Origin of the sequence: Cellulomonas fengjieae (assembly GCF_018388465.1) — a bacterium.
GTDB classification, from domain to species: Bacteria; Actinomycetota; Actinomycetes; order Actinomycetales; family Cellulomonadaceae; genus Cellulomonas; species Cellulomonas fengjieae.
This window is the reverse complement of record NZ_CP074404.1, coordinates 2,818,518-2,833,830: the sequence shown is the minus strand read 5'-3', so window position 1 is coordinate 2,833,830 and position 15,313 is coordinate 2,818,518. Positions and strand designations below refer to the sequence as shown.

Genomic DNA, 15,313 nt, shown 5'->3' with positions numbered 1-15,313 from the left:
CGGGCGGTATGACGACGTGCCACCCGGAGAGGTGGTCGACGATGACCCCACGGTTGCCGGACCCGCCGGGGCTGGACCTGGCGCGGCTCGAGCAGTACCTGCGCCGCGAGCACCCGTCGGTGCTGGGCGACGGCCCGCTGACCGCTCAGGTGATCGCGGGTGGGCGCAGCAACCTCACCTACCGGGTCGACGGCGCGGTGCGGCCGCTCGTGGTCCGGCGCCCGCCGTTGGGTCACGTGCAGACGACCGCGCACGACATGGCCCGCGAGCACCGCGTCATCTCCGCGCTGGCCGGCACGCGCGTGCCCGTGCCGCCGACCGTGGCGCTGGTGGACGACCCGTCGGCCGGCACCGGGACGGTGTTCTACGTCATGGACCTGGTCGAGGGGACCGTGCTGGCCCATCCGGCGCAGAACGCGGTGTGGTCGCCCGGGGACCTGCGCGCCGTGAGCCTCGAGCTGGCCGCGCTCCTCGCGGAGCTGCACGCGATCGACCCCGCCGACGTCGGCCTCGCGGACCTCGGCCGGGCCGACGGCTACCTCGACCGGCAGCTGCGCCGCTGGCGGACGCAGCTGGAGGGGTCGCGCTCGCGGCCGGTGCCGCGCCTCGACGACCTGCAGGAGCGGCTGGGGGAACGCGTGCCGACCACCCGGCGGAGCAGCATCGTGCACGGCGACTACCGCCTGGACAACGTCCTGGTCGGCGCGGGACCGCGGATCACCGCGATCCTCGACTGGGAGATGGCGACGATCGGCGACTGCGCCGTCGACCTCGGCATGCTCGGCCTGTACTGGCACATCCGCGACGTCGCCGGGGCGCAGGGCGTCGCGCCCAGCGCCGTCGACCCCGCCGCGGGGTACCCGGAGTTCGACGAGCTGGTCGACGTCTACTGCGCCCGGCTGGGCACCGGAGTGCCGGAGCTGGGTTGGTACCGCGCGTTCGCCGCGTACAAGCTCGCGGTCATCCTCGAGGGGATCCACTTCCGGTTCCTGGGCGGGGACACCGTCGGCGAGGGGTTCGACCGGATCGGGGGGCTGGTCGAGCCGCTCGCCGACGAGGGCCTGGCGCAGCTGGCGGGGGTGCGCTGATGGACTTCGCCCCGGACGCCGTCACCGTCGAGTACACCGGCCGCGCCCAGCGGTTCCTCGACGAGCTCGTGTACCCGGCCGAGGCGGTGCTGGAGGAGCAGCTGGCGGCGACGCCGCACGAGTGGGGGGCCCGTCCGGTCGTCCGCGAGCTGCAGGCGGCCGCGAGCGAGCGCGGCCTGTGGAACCTGTTCCTGCCGGGCGTGCTGACCACGCTGCAGTACGCCCCGGTCGCCGAGCTGACCGGTCGCAGCCCGCGCCTGGCGCCGGTCGCGATGAACTGCGCGGCGCCCGACACCGGCAACATGGAGCTGCTGCACGAGTTCGGGACGCAGGAGCAGAAGGACGAGTGGCTCGAGCCGTTGCTCGACGCCGAGATCCGGTCGGCGTTCTGCATGACCGAGCCCGACGTCGCCTCCTCGGACGCCTCCCAGATCGCCACCCGGATCGTGCGCGACGGCGACGAGTACGTGGTCACCGGCCGCAAGTGGTGGTCGACCGGCGCGATGAGCCCCGACTGCGCGCTGCTGGTCGTCATGGGCGCCACCGACCCGACCGCGGCCCGGCACCGCCGGCAGAGCATGGTGCTGGTACCGAGGAGCGCGCCCGGCGTGCGGATCGTGCGGCCGCTGACGGTCTTCGGGTACGACGACCGCGACCACGGCGGGCACGCGGAGATCGTGTTCGACGACGTCCGCGTCCCGGTGGCCAACCTCCTCGCCGGCGAGGGGGAGGGCTTCGCGATCGCCCAGGCGCGGCTGGGCCCCGGCCGGATCCACCACTGCATGCGCGCGCTGGGCATGGCCGAGCGGGCGATGGACCTGGTGGTCGAGCGGGCCACGTCCCGCGTCGCGTTCGGCAGGCCGCTCGCCGACCAGGGCGTCGTGCGCGAGTGGGTGGCCGAGTCCCGCCTGCAGATCGAGGCGCTGCGACTGCTGGTGCTCAAGACCGCCTGGCTCATGGACACGGTCGGCAACCGCGCCGCGATGACCGAGATCCAGGCCATCAAGATCGCCGTCCCCCGGGCGGTGCAGCAGATCCTCGACCGAGCGATCCAGCTCTTCGGTGCGGCCGGCCTGTCCGGCGACCAGCCGCTGGCCGAGATGTTCGCCGCCGCCCGGGCCCTGCGCCTGGCGGACGGTCCGGACGAGGTCCACCTCGCCTCTCTGGGGCGAGCCCAGCTTCATGATGAGAGAGGAAGGGACGATGACCGCAATGCCCTTTGACCAGGCCCTCGACGGTGCGGGCTTCGGGAGCATGTCGGTCGCGGCGATCCTCGCCGAGACCGCCCACCGCAGCCCCGAGCGCACGGCGTTCTTCATCGGCGACCACGCCGTCCGCTACGGCGACCTCTGGGACCAGACCCGCGCCTACGCCGGCGCCCTGCGTGCCCGGGGGATCGGCCGGGGCGACCGCGTCGCCATGATCGTGCCCAACGTGCCCGACTTCGCCCGCGTCTACTACGGCGTGCTCGCCCTCGGCGCGGTCGTCGTGCCGGTGCACCTGCTGTTCAAGGCCGAGGAGATCGAGTTCGTGCTGCGCGACTCCGGCGCCACGCTGCTGGTCGCCGCCGCGCCGATGCTCGCCGAGGCCGCCCCGGCCGCCGCGCGGGTGGGCATCCCGCTGCTGACGGTCCTGGTCCCGGACGGGATGGCGGTGCCGTTCCCGCGCCTGGAGGACGAGGCGGCGGGCGCCGAGGCGATCGCCACGTACGAGTCCACCCACCCGACCAGCGCGGCGACGATCCTCTACACGAGCGGAACCACGGGCCGGCCCAAGGGCGCGGTGGGCTCGCACCTGGGCATCCTCGAGCAGGTCAACGTGGCCCTCATCGACCTGTTCGACATGCGCCGGGACGACGTCGTCTTCGGCGGGCTGCCCCTGTTCCACACGTTCGGCCAGACGTCCGTCATGAACATCTCGTTCCGGCGCGGCGCCGCCGTGATCCTGCTGCCCAAGTTCGACCCCGACCAGGCGCTCGCCCAGATGGTGCAGCACGGCGCGACGGTGTTCACCGCGGTGCCGACGATGTACATCGGGCTCATCCAGGCCGCCGCCCGCAGCACCGCGCGGCCGCCCCTGCGGTACGCCGTCTCCGGGGGCGCCGCCCTGCCGGTCGCGGTGCTGGAGGCGTTCGCGCGGGACTTCGGCGCCGAGGTGCACGAGGGGTACGGGCTGACCGAGACGTCGCCCGCGGTGGCGTTCAACCACGTGGGCGAGCCCATCCGGCCCGGCACGGTGGGCCGGCCGCTGTGGGGCGTGGACATCGAGGTCGCGGACCCCCACGTGGACGACAGCATCGTGCTGCTGGCCCCCGGCGAGCTGGGCGAGATCGTGGTGCGCGGCCACGCCCTGTTCAAGGGCTACCTGGGCGACCCGGAGGCGTCGGCGGCCGCGGTGGTCGACGGCTGGTTCCGCACCGGCGACCTGGGCACCAAGGACGCCGACGACATCGTCACGATCGTCGACCGCAAGAAGGACATGATCGTCCGCAACGGCTACAACGTGTACCCCAGCGAGGTCGAGGACGTGATGATGCGACACCCCGCCGTCGCGTTCGCCGCCGTGTTCGGGCTGGCCGACGAGGCCCGCGGCCAGGAGGTGCACGCCGCGGTGGTGCTGCTCGACGGGCACGAGGCGACCCCGCAGGAGCTGGTCGCGTTCGTGCAGGAGCGGATCGCCGCGTACAAGTTCCCCCGCGTGGTGCACCTGGTCGAGACGCTGCCCCTGGGGGGCAGCGGCAAGGTGCTCAAGCGCGAGCTCGTCGCGCAGTTCTCGACGTCCCCGGTCGACGCCTGACGCACCGCAGGCCCGGTCCCCCGCGGGGGACCGGGCCTGCGGCGTGCCGGGCTCAGGCGGTCGGGATGCCGTCACCCTCGAGCACGACCGCCTCGCCCGTGTACGGGACGACCTCGCCGTCGCCGTCGTCCGTCGTGTAGATCTCGTCGGCGACGTAGTCCTGGACGCCCTTGTCGACCACCGTGATGCCGACGCCGTCGAACGCGGAGTGCGTCTCCTGCGAGAAGCTCAGCGGCACGATGCCGTTGCCCGTGAGGCTGCCCTTCTCGAGGGCCTCCAGCACGCCCTGGCGGGTCGGCTCGTCGCCGGCGGCGGCCAGCGCCTCCGCGAACAGGTAGCCCACCGACATCCCGAACACGGTGTTCCCGCTGAACGGGGCGCCGTCGTTGTACTCGTCGTTGATCTCCTGGAACAGCGCGACCCACTCGTCGTCAGGGCTGAACGGCAGGTAGTTGGAGCTGACGAAGCCCTGCAGCAGCAGCGGCGCGACGTCCTCACCGAGGTAGCCGACCAGCGTCGGGTAGTCGCCGCCCGACGACGACGAGACCCACTGGGCCGGGTACTTCATCTTGGCGGCGGTGCCCAGCGCGAGGGCCGTGAACCCGTTGACCGTGGCGAGGAAGTTGACCTCGCAGCCGGCCGCCTGCATGGCACCGACCTGCGCCACCACGTCCTGCACGGACACCGAGTACGTCTGCGTCGAGGCCAGCCCGTCGTCGCCGAGCACCGTGAGCAGCCCCGCGGTGAAGTCCGTCCCGAAGTCGTCGTCCTGCCCAAGGACGCAGAACGTCTTGTCCGGCCACGTCTTCTTGGCGTAGGTGGCCAGCGCCTTGGCCTCGACGACGTAGTCGGCGTTGTACCCGAACGTCCAGGGGAACGTGTCGGGCTGGTCCCACTGGGGGCTGCCGGACGCGACGAACAGGTCGGGCACCTCGTTCTCGTTGAGGTAGTCGACCACCGCCGAGTGCGTGGGCGTCCCCAGGCCGTTGATGATGGCGAAGACCTCGTCCTCCTGCACCAGCTCGCGCACCACGGTCGACGTCGTCGCGGGGTTGTAGCCGTCGTCCTTGACCAGGTACTCGATGCTGCGGCCGTTGATCCCGCCGTTGTCGTTGACGTACTCGAAGTACGCCGTCGTCGCCGCGGAGATGGTCGAGTACCCCGCGGCGGCCGGGCCGGTCAGCGGGGTGTGCGTCCCGACGGTCACGGTGTCGTCCGTGACGCCGGGGGAGGCCTCGGGGGTGCTGCAGGCAGCGAGTGCGGCGACGACGAGGGCCGCCGTGGTGAGCACCGCGGGGACGGACCGGGAGCGCTGTGACATCGGTGTCACCTCTGTTCTTCCGTGGGGACGAGGACCTTGCGCGGAACGGCTTCTTCGATCGGGTGGGCGCTGGGGGGCGTGCGACGACGGCGGACGAGGGCACCGTGCAGGCCTCGCGGCGCGAGCGCCATGACGGTGATGAGCAGGAGCCCGAAGACCAGCACCGCGAGGTTGCCGTCGAGGCGCTGCGCCGCGTCGGCGGGCAGGTCGGCGGTGAGCCGGCCGATGAGCCAGGGCAGCAGGACGATGACGACGGACCCGAGCGCCGCGCCGAGGATGCTGCCGAGGCCGCCGATCACCACGGCGACCACCAGCAGCAGCGAGAACCCGACGGTGTACGCGCCCGGGCTCACCGCCTGGGCCACGAAGCACAGGACGGCGCCGCCGACACCGGCGGCGACCGAGCTCGCGGTGAACGCGAGCACCTTGACGCGGCCGGCCGGGATGCCGCTGAGCCGCGCGGCCACCTCGTCGTCACGGACGGCCTGCATCCGCAGCCCGAAGCGCCCGGACCGCAGCACGGTCAGGGCGGTCACGACCGCGGCGGTCACGACGACGGCCACCATCGCCTGCCACTGCTCCAGGGCCACCACCCGGCGCAGGACGTCCGGGACCCCCTCGAACGCGATCTGCACGCCCTGGTCACCGTGCAGCACGGTCGACCAGGTCGAGGAGACGGCGGGCAGCGCGACGACGACCGCGAGCGTGAGGCCGGCCAGGTACGGGCCGGACAGGCGTGCGGCGGCGAGCCCGAGGAGCAGGCCGACGACCGCGCTCGCCACGGCGCCGGCGAGCAGGGCGACCACGAAGGCGAGCATGCCCCCGAACGGCAGCGCGTTGCTGGTCAGCGCGTACCCGTAGCCGCCGACCGCCATGAGCGCGGCGTGCCCCAGGGACAGCTGCCCGGTGGCGCCGACGAGGACGGTCAGACCGGCCGTCGCGCACAGGTAGGCCGCCACCAGCGCGAGCTGGTAGTTCCGGAACGGGTCGAGCGCGAACGTCCCGGCCAGGGCCACGACGGTCCACCCGGCTGCGAGGACGAGGGTGCGGGCCAGGGGTCGCTGGCCCGGCAGCCGCTGCCGCCCGCTCATGCGCGCCTCGCCTCCGCCGCCGCGAACAGTCCGGCGGGTCGCAGCAGCAGCACCAGCACGAGCAGCACGAGCACCGCGATCGGCACCAGCCCGGCGCCGAGGTACCCGGTCACCAGGCTCATCGCGACGCCGACCGTGATGCCGCCCACCAGGGCGCCGACCGGTGAGTCGAGACCGCCGACCACCGCCACCGTGAAGCCCAGCACGAACAGCGAGTCGGTGGCGTGCGGGTTGAGGCCGAGGCTCGTCGGCACCAGCAGCAGCGCCGCGAGCGAGCCCACCACGCTGGACAGGGCCCAGCCGGCGGTCACGGTCCGGGACACCCGGATGCCGAGCAGCCGGGACACCTCGGGTGCGAAGGCCGCCGCGCGCATCTGCAGCCCGGCCGACGTCCACCGGAAGCCGATCGCCAGGACCACCATCACGAGCACCGCCACGACGAGCACGAACAGGTCGTACGGCGACAGCAGCGGCACCCCGCCGACGACGATCGCGCTGTCGTCGAACGGCACGCGCATCGGCCGGTAGTCCGCGCCGAAGGCGATGCCGAGCCCCGACTGGAGCACCATCACCAGCCCGATCGCCATGATCACGCCGGACAGCGGTGACTGCGGCGACGCGAACCGCATGACCCCACGCTCGACGGCGAACCCGAGCAGCCCGCCGGCCAGCAGCGCGGCCACCAGGCCGAGCCAGTAGCTGCCCGTCGCCGAGGTCACCTCGAAGGCGACGTAGGTGCTGGCCACCGCCATGGCGCCCTGCGCGAAGTTGACCACGCGCGCGCCGCGCCAGATGAGGACCAGGGCGAGCGCGAAGAGCGCGAGGACGGCGCCGCGCGCCAGGCCGCTGCCGAGCAGGAAGACGAGTCGGTCCATCAGAACCCCAGGTAGGCGTGGCGGAGGGTCTCGTCGGCGGCGAGCTCGTGCGCCGGGCGGGACGCGACGACCTCACCGAGGCCGAGGACGACGCCGTGGTCGGCCACGGACAGGGCGCCGACGACGTTCTGCTCGGCGAGCAGGACCGTCAGGCCGGTGCGGTCCGCCAGGCCGCGCAGGACGGCCATGATCTGGGCGACCACCCGGGGCGCGAGCCCGAGCGAGGGCTCGTCGAGCAGCAGGACGGTGGGCCGGGCGACCAGCGCACGGCCGAGGGCGAGCATCTGCCGCTCGCCACCGGAGAGCTGGTGCCCGGCGTGGTTCCTGCGTCGCGCCAAGGGCTCGAACAGCTCGTAGACCTCGCCGATCGCCGAGCGCCGGTCCGGTCCCCGCCACAGGCCGCCGAGGCGCAGGTTCTCGTCGACGGTGAGCTCGGCGACCACCCCGCGCCCCTCGGGCACGTGGGCCAGCCCGCGCCGGACGCGGTCCTCGACGCCGACCGCGGCCAGGTCGTGCCCGCCGAGGCGGACGCTGCCTCGGGTGAGGGGGACCAGCGCCGACAGGGTGCGCAGCAGCGTGGTCTTGCCCGCACCGTTGGCCCCGACGAGGGCCACGATGCTGCCGGCGGGCACGTCGAGGTCGACGTCGCGCAGCACGGGCGCGCCGCCGTAGCCGACCGTGAGCCCCCGGACCTCCAGGAGCGCGCTCACGCCGGCACCTCGATGCCCAGGTACGCCTCGTCGACGGCGGGGTCGCCCGCGACCTCGTCCGGCGTGCCCGCGGCGATCACCCGGCCGAAGTCGAGGACGACGACGCGGTCGCACACGCCCATCACGAAGTCCACGTGGTGCTCCACGAGCAGGACGGCGCAGCCGGTGGCCGCGGTGTGGCGCACCAGGTCCGCGAGGGCGGCGATGTCGTCGGACCCGAGGCCGCCCGCGGGCTCGTCGAGCAGCAGCAGCCGGGGCTCGGCGACCATCGCGCGGGCCAGCGCGACCTTCTTCTGCTCGGGGTACGGCAGGTCGCCGACGGGGCGGTCGGCGTGCCCCGCCAGGTCCAGGGCGACGAGCTGGCGCTGGGCGGCGGCGCCGGGGTCGTCGGCTCCGAGGTTGCCCGCCAGGACGTTCTCCCGCACGCTCAGGCCGCGGAACAGGCCGAGGCCCTGCAGTGTGCGGGCCACCCCCTGCCCGGCCAGCCGTGCCGGGTCCGGGACCAGCGGGACGCCGTGCACGGCGATCGTCCCGCCGCTCGGGCGGACCAGCCCGCAGACCGCGTTGAACAGCGTCGTCTTGCCGGCGCCGTTCGGGCCGATCAGCCCGACCACCTCGCCCTCGTCCACGTGCAGCGTGACGCCGTCGAGCGCGGCGAGGCCCCCGAAGCGCACGCTCAGGCCGCGGACGGCGAGGCTGTGCTGACCTGGCAGCTCATCCGCGCGGACGGACGTCATGTGTGCAGACATCGGCACCTCTTCGTGTCGGTGAGGACGAACGTACAACAGAAACCGACCGGACGGTATGGAGATCGTGACACGGTTCGGTCACGCTCCGGACGGCGCTGCTCAGGTGTGCGGGATGCCCGCGATCATGCCGCCGTCGACCACCAGCTCGGTGCCCGTCGTGTACGCCGACCCGTCGCCGGCGAGGAACACGACGGTGCCCGCGACGTCCTCGGGCGTCGCCGGCCGCCCGAGCGGGATCGCCGTCGCCGTGGGGTCCAGGCGCGCGGTCATCGGCGTGAGCACGAAGCCGGGGTGCACGGAGTTGACCCGGATGCCGTCGCGGCCCAGCTCGACCGCGAGCGACTTCGTCAGCCCGCGCACGCCGAACTTCGAGGCGACGTACCCGTGCAGGTGGTCGCCGCCGCGCATGCCCTCGACCGAGGAGATGTTGATGATCGACCCGCGTCCGGCCGCCTTCATGGCGGGCACGACCGCCTGCGCGCCCAGGAACACGCCCGTGAGGTTCACCGCGATGACGGCGTCCCACTTGGCGCGGGGGTAGTGGTCGATCGGCCCGGCGTTGGCGATGCCCGCGTTGTTGACCAGCACGTCGACCGCACCGAAGGCGTCGAGCGCGGCGTCCACCGTCGACGCCCAGCTCTCCTCGGACGTCACGTCGAGGTGCGTCGCGAGCGCGCGGTCGCCCAGCTCGGCGGCGAGCGCCTGCGCGGCGTCGTCGACCAGGTCCGCGACCACCACGCTCGCGCCCGCGGCGTGCAGCGCGCGCGAGAAGGCGGACCCGAGCCCGCCCGCGGCGCCGCTGACGACGGCGACCCGTCCCTCGAGCCCGGTGCCCATCGCCCTCACCCGACCCGCACGACGAGGCGGCCGGTGGTGGCGCCGTCGGCCAGCCGCTGCACGGCGGCCGGGGCGTCCTCGAACGCGACCACGTCCGCGACGACCGGCCGGATGGTGCCCGCCTCGATGAGGCGGGTCAGCTCGGCGTGCGCGGCGTCCACCAGGTCGGGCCGGCGCTGCGCGTACAGCGCCCAGTGCAGGCCGAGCACGCCGTAGTTCTTCACCAGCGCGTGCCCCGCACGCACGTCCTGGATCACGCCACCGGCGAAGCCGACGACGACGATCCGGCCCTCGAACGCGATGCAGCGGGTGGACCTCTCGAAGGCGTCACCGCCCACCGGGTCGAAGACCACGTCGGCCCCCGCGCCCGCGGTCTCTGCCTTCACGACCTCGACCAGGTCCTGCACCGAGCGGTCCACGACGACGTCGGCCCCGGCCGCCCGGGCGACCTCCGCCTTGGCGGCGCTGCCGACGACCCCGATCACCCGCGCCCCGGCGGCCGCGCCCAGCTGGACGGCCGCGGTGCCGACGCCGCCGGCGGCCGCGTGCACGAGCAGCGTCTCGCCCGGCTGCAGCGCGGCCCGCCGGTGCAGCCCGAACCACGCGGTCTGGTAGCCGATGGTCAGCGCGGCGGCCTCCGCGTCGTCCAGCCCGGCCGGCGCCGGGAAGACCTCGCGCTCGTCGAGCACCGCGAGCTCCGACAGCACCCCGATCCGCGACCCGACCACACGGTCGCCGACGGCCGCGCGCGCGACACCGTCACCGACCCCGACCACCTCGCCGCACAGCTCGATGCCCGGGGAGAACGGCAGCGCCGGACGCACCTGGTACTCGCCGCGCGCCAGGAGGGCGTCGGGGAAGTTCACCGCGACGGCCCGGACCCGGACGAGCACCTGTCCGGGACCGGGCGACGGGTCGGCCACGTCGACGAGCTCGAGGACCTCGGCGGGCTCACCGTGGCGGACCACCTGCCAGGCGCGCATCGGCTCAGGCCGCGATCGCGACGAGGAAGAGGTCCGTCAGCTGGCCCGCGAGGACCGCCTTGTCCTCGGCGCCGTCGGGGGAGTACCAGTGCGACAGGTAGTGCACGTCCGCGAAGAAGTGGGCGACGAGCACCGCCCGCGGGATGTCCGTCCGGTAGATCCCCTCGGCCTGACCCTGCTCGATGAGACCCGCGAACACGTCGTGGTACTGCCGCCGGCGGCGGGTGACCTCCTTCTGGCGCGGCTCGGAGAGCATGTGGACGCTGCGGAAGAACACGGTGCCCTCGGGAAGGAAGTCGATGGACGTCTCGACGACGTCGACGCACACGTCGTGCAGGGTCTGCGCGACGGGGGCGCCGCGTCCGACGATCTCCTCGAGGTGCTCGGTCTGCAGCGACAGCATCCGCTCGTAGACGGAGAACAGCAGGTCGTCCTTCGACTCGAAGTAGTGGTACATCGCGCCCTTGGTCACACCGGCCGCCTCGACGATCTGCTGCACCGAGGTGTTGGCGTACCCCTGGGTGGAGAACAGGTGGACCGCGGCCCGGGTGATGTCGTCGACGACGCTGGACGTTGCCATGTGTGCCTCTCGTTCCTTCTAGCCGACCGCGACGGCACTCGCGCCGCCGTCGATGGTGAGCGTATGACCGGTGACCCAGGCGGCGTCGTCGGAGAGCAGGAACGCGACGGCGCCGGCGACGTCCTCGGGCTCGCCGATGCGGCCCAGGGGGTACGCCGCGGCGAGCGCCGCCTCGCGGTCGCCCGCGTAGAGCGCCTGCGCGAGCCGGGTGCGGACCACGGCCGGGGCCACCGCGTTGACGCGCAGGGCCGGCGCGAGCTCGACCGCGAGCTGCTGGGTCAGGTTGAGCAGGGCCGCCTTGGAGACGCCGTAGAAGGCCAGGCCGGGGCTCGACGCCAGTCCGGCCACCGACGCGGTGTTCACGATCGAGCGGCGCAGGCCGGCGGCCACGGCCGAGCGGGTCCAGTCGAGGGCGGCGACCACGTTGACGTCGAGGATCTTGCGGACGACCGAGCTCTCGATCTCGAGGGCGGGCCCGAAGGCGGGGTTGATCCCCGCGTTGTTGACCAGGTGGTCCAGCGCCCCGAACCGCTCGGTGACCAGGGCGAACACCTCCGCGCGGTGGTCCGCGTCGTCGGCGCGCCCCGCGACGGCGAGCGCCTGCCCCGGGGCGACGGTGTCGAGACGGGCGACCGCGTCGGTGAGCGACTCGGGCTTACGGCCGGTGATCACGACCGTGGCTCCCTCGGACACGAGGCGCTCGGCGACGGCCAGCCCGATGCCGCGGCTGGCCCCGGTGATCAGGGCGACCCTGCCCTCGAACCTGCGCATCTGGCGTCCTCTCGATACCGACTGTTCGGTATGTCGCCCGAGAGTAGCGCACGCGCGGTGCCCGCGTTCTGACCCCGCGTCAGATCCGGTTAGGGTCATCGGCATGGATCTCGTCTACAACCTGCTCGTCGTCCTCCACCTGATCGGCTGGGCCATCGTGCTCGGCGGGACGCTGGTCAACCTGCGCGCCCCCAAGATCGCGACGGGCGTGCTGCACGGCATCCTCACCGCGCTGGTCACCGGCATCCTGCTCGTCGGCATCGCGTCCGCGGGGCTGGCCGGCCACGAGCCGAACACCACCAAGATCGCGGTCAAGCTCGTCGTCGCGGTCGTCGTCGCCGCGCTCGTGATCATCGGCGTGCGCAAGCCCTCGCGCGTGACCACCGGGTACCTCGGCGCGATCGCGGGGCTGACCGTCGTGAACATCGCGGTGGCCGTCCTCTGGCGCTGACGCCCGCTACTGTCCACCCGTGAACTCCGTGGGTGACCTGCTGGTCGGGCTCGTCGTGCTCGTCGGGCTGTTCGGTGTGATCGTGCAGGTGCTGCCCGGGGGTCTCCTCGTGGCCGGTGCGGTCATCGTGTGGGGCGTGGTCACCGGCGGTGTCGCGGGCTGGACCGTCGTCGCGGTCGCGCTGGTGGTCACCGGCCTGGCCGGCGTCGGCAAGTACCTCCTGGCCGGGCGGCACCTCAAGCGCGCGGGCGTGCCGTCGTCGACGCTGGTGTGGGGCGGGATCGCCGGGGTCGTCGGCTTCTTCGTGATCCCCGTGGTCGGCCTGTTCGTGGGCTTCGTGCTGGGGATCTACCTCGCCGAGTGGCTGCGCTCGCGCGAGCCCCGGCCCGCCTGGCGGGCGACGGTCGCCGCGCTCCAGGCCACCGGCCTGACCATCCTGGTCGAGCTCGCGGCGGCGCTGATCGCGACCGGCACGTGGCTCGCGGCGATGGCACTGACCTGATCCGACCGGCCTGAGCTGCGCGCCCCGCGCATCCACAGCCAGAGCGCGGGAGTGTCGGTGGCGGCGCCTATCCTGGGAAGGCCATGACGTCGCTCTTCGAGAACCTCTCCCTCCCCGCGCCCGCCCCGGCTGAGCCCTCGGGCGACGCCGCCGTCCGTCGCCGGGCCGAGGCCGACCGGCTGCTCGTGGGGCTCAACCCGCAGCAGCGCGAGGCAGTCGTGCACCACGGCAGCCCGCTGCTCATCGTCGCCGGCGCCGGCTCGGGCAAGACGCGGGTGCTGACCCACCGCATCGCGTACCTGCTCGCCACGGGCAGGGCGCGGGCGGGCGAGATCATCGCCATCACGTTCACCAACAAGGCCGCGGCCGAGATGCGGGAGCGGGTCCAAGGGCTCGTCGGACCGGCGGCCGGCCGCATGTGGGTGTCCACGTTCCACTCCGCGTGCGTGCGGATCCTGCGCCGCGAGGCGGCCACCCTCGGTCTGCGCTCCAGCTTCTCCATCTACGACTCGGCGGACTCGCAGCGTCTGCTCACGCTCGTCGCACGGGAGCTGGACCTCGACCCCAAGCGGTACCCCGCCAAGGCGCTCGCCTCCAAGATCTCCTCGCTCAAGGACGAGCTGGTGGACCCCGAGACGTTCGCGGCCACGTCCGGGGGCGGCGCGGCGAACGAGTTCGACACCGTGCTGGCGCAGGTCTACACGCGGTACCAGGCCCGGCTGAAGCAGGCGCACGCGCTGGACTTCGACGACCTGATCATGACCACCGTCCACCTCCTGCGGGCGTTCCCCGACGTGGCCGAGCACTACCGGCGCCGCTTCCGGCACGTGCTGGTCGACGAGTACCAGGACACCAACCACGCGCAGTACGCGCTGGTGCGCGAGCTGGTCGGGTCCTCGCACGGGATCGTCGACGACTCCACGGACATGGAGCTGCCGCGCGGCGAGCTCACCGTGGTCGGCGACGCGGACCAGTCGATCTACGCGTTCCGTGGGGCGTCGATCCGGAACATCCTCGAGTTCGAGGTGGACTACCCCGACGCACGCACCATCCTGCTGGAGCAGAACTACCGCTCCACGCAGAACATCCTGTCGGCCGCGAACGCGGTGATCAGCCGTAACCCCGGCCGGGAGAACAAGCGGCTGTGGACGGACTCCGGCGCCGGCGCGCAGATCGTGGCGTACGTCGCGGACACCGAGCACGAGGAGGCGCGGTTCGTCGCGGAGGAGATCGACCGGCTGGGCGACTCCGACGGCGTGCGGCCCGGTGACGTCGCGGTCTTCTACCGCGCGAACGCCCAGTCCCGGGCGCTCGAAGAGGTGCTCATCCGCGTCGGGCTGCCGTACAAGGTGGTCGGCGGCACGCGCTTCTACGAGCGCAAGGAGATCAAGGACGCGGTCGCCTACCTGCGCGCGATCGCGAACCCGGACGACGACGTGAACCTGCGCCGCATCCTCAACGTGCCCAAGCGCGGGCTGGGGGACCGGTCGGAGGCGATGGTCGCGTCGTTCGCCGAGCGGGAGCGCATCTCCTTCGGCGCGGCCCTCGAGCTGCTGGACGAGGTCCCCGGCCTCGGCACGCGCGCGATCACGGGCCTGCGGGCCTTCGCGACGATGATGAGCGAGCTGCGCGCGCTCGCGGACTCGGGGGCCGGCCCGGCCGAGGTGCTCGGGGCCGTGCTGGACCGGTCGGGCTACCTGGCGGAGCTGCGGGCGAGCGAGGACCCGCAGGACGCCTCCCGGGTGGAGAACCTCGCCGAGCTGCACGCCGTGGCCTCCGAGTTCGAGCAGAGCGACCCCGAGGGCGACCTGGCCGACTTCCTCGAGCGCGTCTCGCTGGTGGCCGACTCCGACCAGATCCCCGACGCGGACGGCGGGGACGACGCCGACCCGGCGCGCCCGGACCCCGGGGTCGTGACGCTGATGACGCTGCACACCGCCAAGGGCCTCGAGTTCCCGGTGGTCTTCCTCACCGGCATGGAGGACGGGACCTTCCCGCACGCGCGGTCGCTGTCGGACTCCCAGCAGCTCGAGGAGGAGCGCCGGCTCGCCTACGTCGGCCTCACCCGGGCGCGGGAGCGCCTGTACATCTCGCGGGCGGCCGTCCGCACGGCCTGGGGCGTGCCGAACGAGTTCCCGCCCAGCCGCTTCCTCGACGACCTGCCGGACGACCTGATCGACTGGCGCCGCCGTGAGTCCTCGACCTCGCAGCTGCGCGGGGGATGGGGCTCGGGCTACGGGACGTCCGGCGGCGGTGGCTACCGGGCGCAGTCGTCGACCCGCGCGGAGCGCGACCCGCGGCCCACGCTGCCGTCGACGGGCGCGACCTTCGGCTCCGCGAAGCCCCGACCGGACTCGGCCATCCCGCAGCTGGCGGTCGGTGACCGGGTCACGCACGACTCGTACGGGCTGGGCACCGTCGTCGCGCTCGAGGGCGCCGGACCGAACGCGGTGGCCAAGGTCGACTTCGGGACCGACGGCACCAAGCGGCTGCTGCTGCGGTTCTCGCCGGTCACCAAGCTGTAGCGGTCCGGTCCGGCGACGCGACGAACGCGCGTGG

15 protein-coding genes are annotated in these 15,313 nt (G+C 73.3%); 6 read left to right on the top strand and 9 right to left on the bottom strand.

The window, feature by feature from the left end; genetic code table 11:
* Positions 1 to 41: 41 nt before the first annotated feature.
* From KG102_RS12980 to KG102_RS12970, 3 genes are read left to right on the top strand one after another with little or no spacing between them, the layout of a single operon-like run.
* Complete coding sequence (locus tag KG102_RS12980; RefSeq protein WP_208212077.1) at positions 42 to 1,088, top strand: phosphotransferase family protein; 1,047 nt, start codon at positions 42 to 44, stop codon at positions 1,086 to 1,088.
* The gene (locus KG102_RS12975; protein ID WP_208288462.1) at positions 1,088 to 2,311 is read left to right on the top strand and encodes an acyl-CoA dehydrogenase family protein; all 1,224 of its coding nucleotides are present in this window, start codon (positions 1,088 to 1,090) and stop codon (positions 2,309 to 2,311) included. Before KG102_RS12980 ends, KG102_RS12975 begins: the two co-directional genes overlap by 1 nt.
* Positions 2,292 to 3,884 (top strand): AMP-binding protein, encoded by a 1,593-nt coding sequence (locus KG102_RS12970; protein ID WP_208288464.1) that lies wholly within the window; start codon positions 2,292 to 2,294, stop codon positions 3,882 to 3,884. Before KG102_RS12975 ends, KG102_RS12970 begins: the two co-directional genes overlap by 20 nt.
* Before the next feature lie 52 nt (positions 3,885 to 3,936).
* Here the strand turns inward: KG102_RS12970 and KG102_RS12965 are convergent, their stop codons facing one another.
* From KG102_RS12965 to KG102_RS12925, 9 genes are all read right to left on the bottom strand, one after another.
* A complete protein-coding gene (locus KG102_RS12965) occupies positions 3,937 to 5,205 on the bottom strand; it encodes an ABC transporter substrate-binding protein (RefSeq protein ID WP_208288466.1) in 1,269 nt (422 codons plus the stop codon).
* 5 nt (positions 5,206 to 5,210) lie between these two features.
* A complete protein-coding gene (locus KG102_RS12960; protein ID WP_208212069.1) occupies positions 5,211 to 6,296 on the bottom strand; it encodes a branched-chain amino acid ABC transporter permease in 1,086 nt (361 codons plus the stop codon).
* Complete coding sequence (locus KG102_RS12955; RefSeq protein WP_208288469.1) at positions 6,293 to 7,171, bottom strand: branched-chain amino acid ABC transporter permease; 879 nt, start codon at positions 7,169 to 7,171, stop codon at positions 6,293 to 6,295. Before KG102_RS12955 ends, KG102_RS12960 begins: the two co-directional genes overlap by 4 nt.
* Positions 7,171 to 7,881 carry an ABC transporter ATP-binding protein gene (locus KG102_RS12950; RefSeq protein WP_208212065.1) on the bottom strand — a complete coding sequence of 237 codons (711 nt, stop codon included), beginning with the start codon at positions 7,879 to 7,881 and terminating at the stop codon, positions 7,171 to 7,173. The genes KG102_RS12955 and KG102_RS12950 overlap by 1 nt, the downstream gene beginning before the upstream one ends.
* Positions 7,878 to 8,630: an ABC transporter ATP-binding protein gene (locus KG102_RS12945; protein WP_243883899.1), complete on the bottom strand. Its 753-nt coding sequence runs from the start codon at positions 8,628 to 8,630 to the stop codon at positions 7,878 to 7,880. Before KG102_RS12945 ends, KG102_RS12950 begins: the two co-directional genes overlap by 4 nt.
* A 99-nt stretch (positions 8,631 to 8,729) precedes the next feature.
* On the bottom strand, positions 8,730 to 9,467 hold the full coding sequence (locus KG102_RS12940; protein ID WP_208288471.1) for an SDR family NAD(P)-dependent oxidoreductase: 738 nt from the start codon (positions 9,465 to 9,467) through the stop codon (positions 8,730 to 8,732).
* Positions 9,468 to 9,472: 5 nt separating this feature from the next.
* Positions 9,473 to 10,450: an NADPH:quinone oxidoreductase family protein gene (locus tag KG102_RS12935; protein WP_208288474.1), complete on the bottom strand. Its 978-nt coding sequence runs from the start codon at positions 10,448 to 10,450 to the stop codon at positions 9,473 to 9,475.
* 4 nt (positions 10,451 to 10,454) lie between these two features.
* On the bottom strand, positions 10,455 to 11,030 hold the full coding sequence (locus KG102_RS12930) for a TetR/AcrR family transcriptional regulator (RefSeq protein WP_208212039.1): 576 nt from the start codon (positions 11,028 to 11,030) through the stop codon (positions 10,455 to 10,457).
* 18 nt (positions 11,031 to 11,048) lie between these two features.
* Positions 11,049 to 11,801, bottom strand: a complete 753-nt coding sequence (locus KG102_RS12925) for an SDR family oxidoreductase (RefSeq protein WP_208288476.1) — start codon at positions 11,799 to 11,801, stop codon at positions 11,049 to 11,051.
* A gap of 103 nt (positions 11,802 to 11,904) precedes the next feature.
* Here KG102_RS12925 and KG102_RS12920 point away from each other — a divergent pair, with 103 nt between their 5' ends.
* The 3 genes from KG102_RS12920 (at position 11,905) to pcrA (ending at position 15,279) form a co-directional block, all read left to right on the top strand.
* Positions 11,905 to 12,252, top strand: a complete 348-nt coding sequence (locus tag KG102_RS12920; protein ID WP_208212035.1) for a hypothetical protein — start codon at positions 11,905 to 11,907, stop codon at positions 12,250 to 12,252.
* 19 nt (positions 12,253 to 12,271) lie between these two features.
* Positions 12,272 to 12,754, top strand: a complete 483-nt coding sequence (locus tag KG102_RS12915) for a DUF456 domain-containing protein (RefSeq protein ID WP_208212033.1) — start codon at positions 12,272 to 12,274, stop codon at positions 12,752 to 12,754.
* Positions 12,755 to 12,837: 83 nt separating this feature from the next.
* Positions 12,838 to 15,279, top strand: coding sequence for a DNA helicase PcrA (gene pcrA, locus KG102_RS12910; protein WP_208288478.1), 2,442 nt, complete (start codon positions 12,838 to 12,840; stop codon positions 15,277 to 15,279).
* Positions 15,280 to 15,313: the final 34 nt, after the last annotated feature.

What these genes read in the sequence shown, in the direction of transcription:
- KG102_RS12980 (WP_208212077.1), top strand. Translation starts at nt 42, where the DNA reads ATGACCCCACGGTTGCCGGACCCGCCGGGGCTGGACCTGGCGCGGCTC.
- KG102_RS12975 (WP_208288462.1), top strand. Translation starts at nt 1,088, where the DNA reads ATGGACTTCGCCCCGGACGCCGTCACCGTCGAGTACACCGGCCGCGCC.
- KG102_RS12970 (WP_208288464.1), top strand. Translation starts at nt 2,292, where the DNA reads ATGACCGCAATGCCCTTTGACCAGGCCCTCGACGGTGCGGGCTTCGGG.
- KG102_RS12965 (WP_208288466.1), bottom strand. Translation starts at nt 5,205, where the DNA reads ATGTCACAGCGCTCCCGGTCCGTCCCCGCGGTGCTCACCACGGCGGCC.
- KG102_RS12960 (WP_208212069.1), bottom strand. Translation starts at nt 6,296, where the DNA reads ATGAGCGGGCGGCAGCGGCTGCCGGGCCAGCGACCCCTGGCCCGCACC.
- KG102_RS12955 (WP_208288469.1), bottom strand. Translation starts at nt 7,171, where the DNA reads ATGGACCGACTCGTCTTCCTGCTCGGCAGCGGCCTGGCGCGCGGCGCC.
- KG102_RS12945 (WP_243883899.1), bottom strand. Translation starts at nt 8,630, where the DNA reads ATGTCTGCACACATGACGTCCGTCCGCGCGGATGAGCTGCCAGGTCAG.
- KG102_RS12940 (WP_208288471.1), bottom strand. Translation starts at nt 9,467, where the DNA reads ATGGGCACCGGGCTCGAGGGACGGGTCGCCGTCGTCAGCGGCGCCGCG.
- KG102_RS12935 (WP_208288474.1), bottom strand. Translation starts at nt 10,450, where the DNA reads ATGCGCGCCTGGCAGGTGGTCCGCCACGGTGAGCCCGCCGAGGTCCTC.
- KG102_RS12930 (WP_208212039.1), bottom strand. Translation starts at nt 11,030, where the DNA reads ATGGCAACGTCCAGCGTCGTCGACGACATCACCCGGGCCGCGGTCCAC.
- KG102_RS12925 (WP_208288476.1), bottom strand. Translation starts at nt 11,801, where the DNA reads ATGCGCAGGTTCGAGGGCAGGGTCGCCCTGATCACCGGGGCCAGCCGC.
- KG102_RS12920 (WP_208212035.1), top strand. Translation starts at nt 11,905, where the DNA reads ATGGATCTCGTCTACAACCTGCTCGTCGTCCTCCACCTGATCGGCTGG.
- pcrA (WP_208288478.1), top strand. Translation starts at nt 12,838, where the DNA reads ATGACGTCGCTCTTCGAGAACCTCTCCCTCCCCGCGCCCGCCCCGGCT.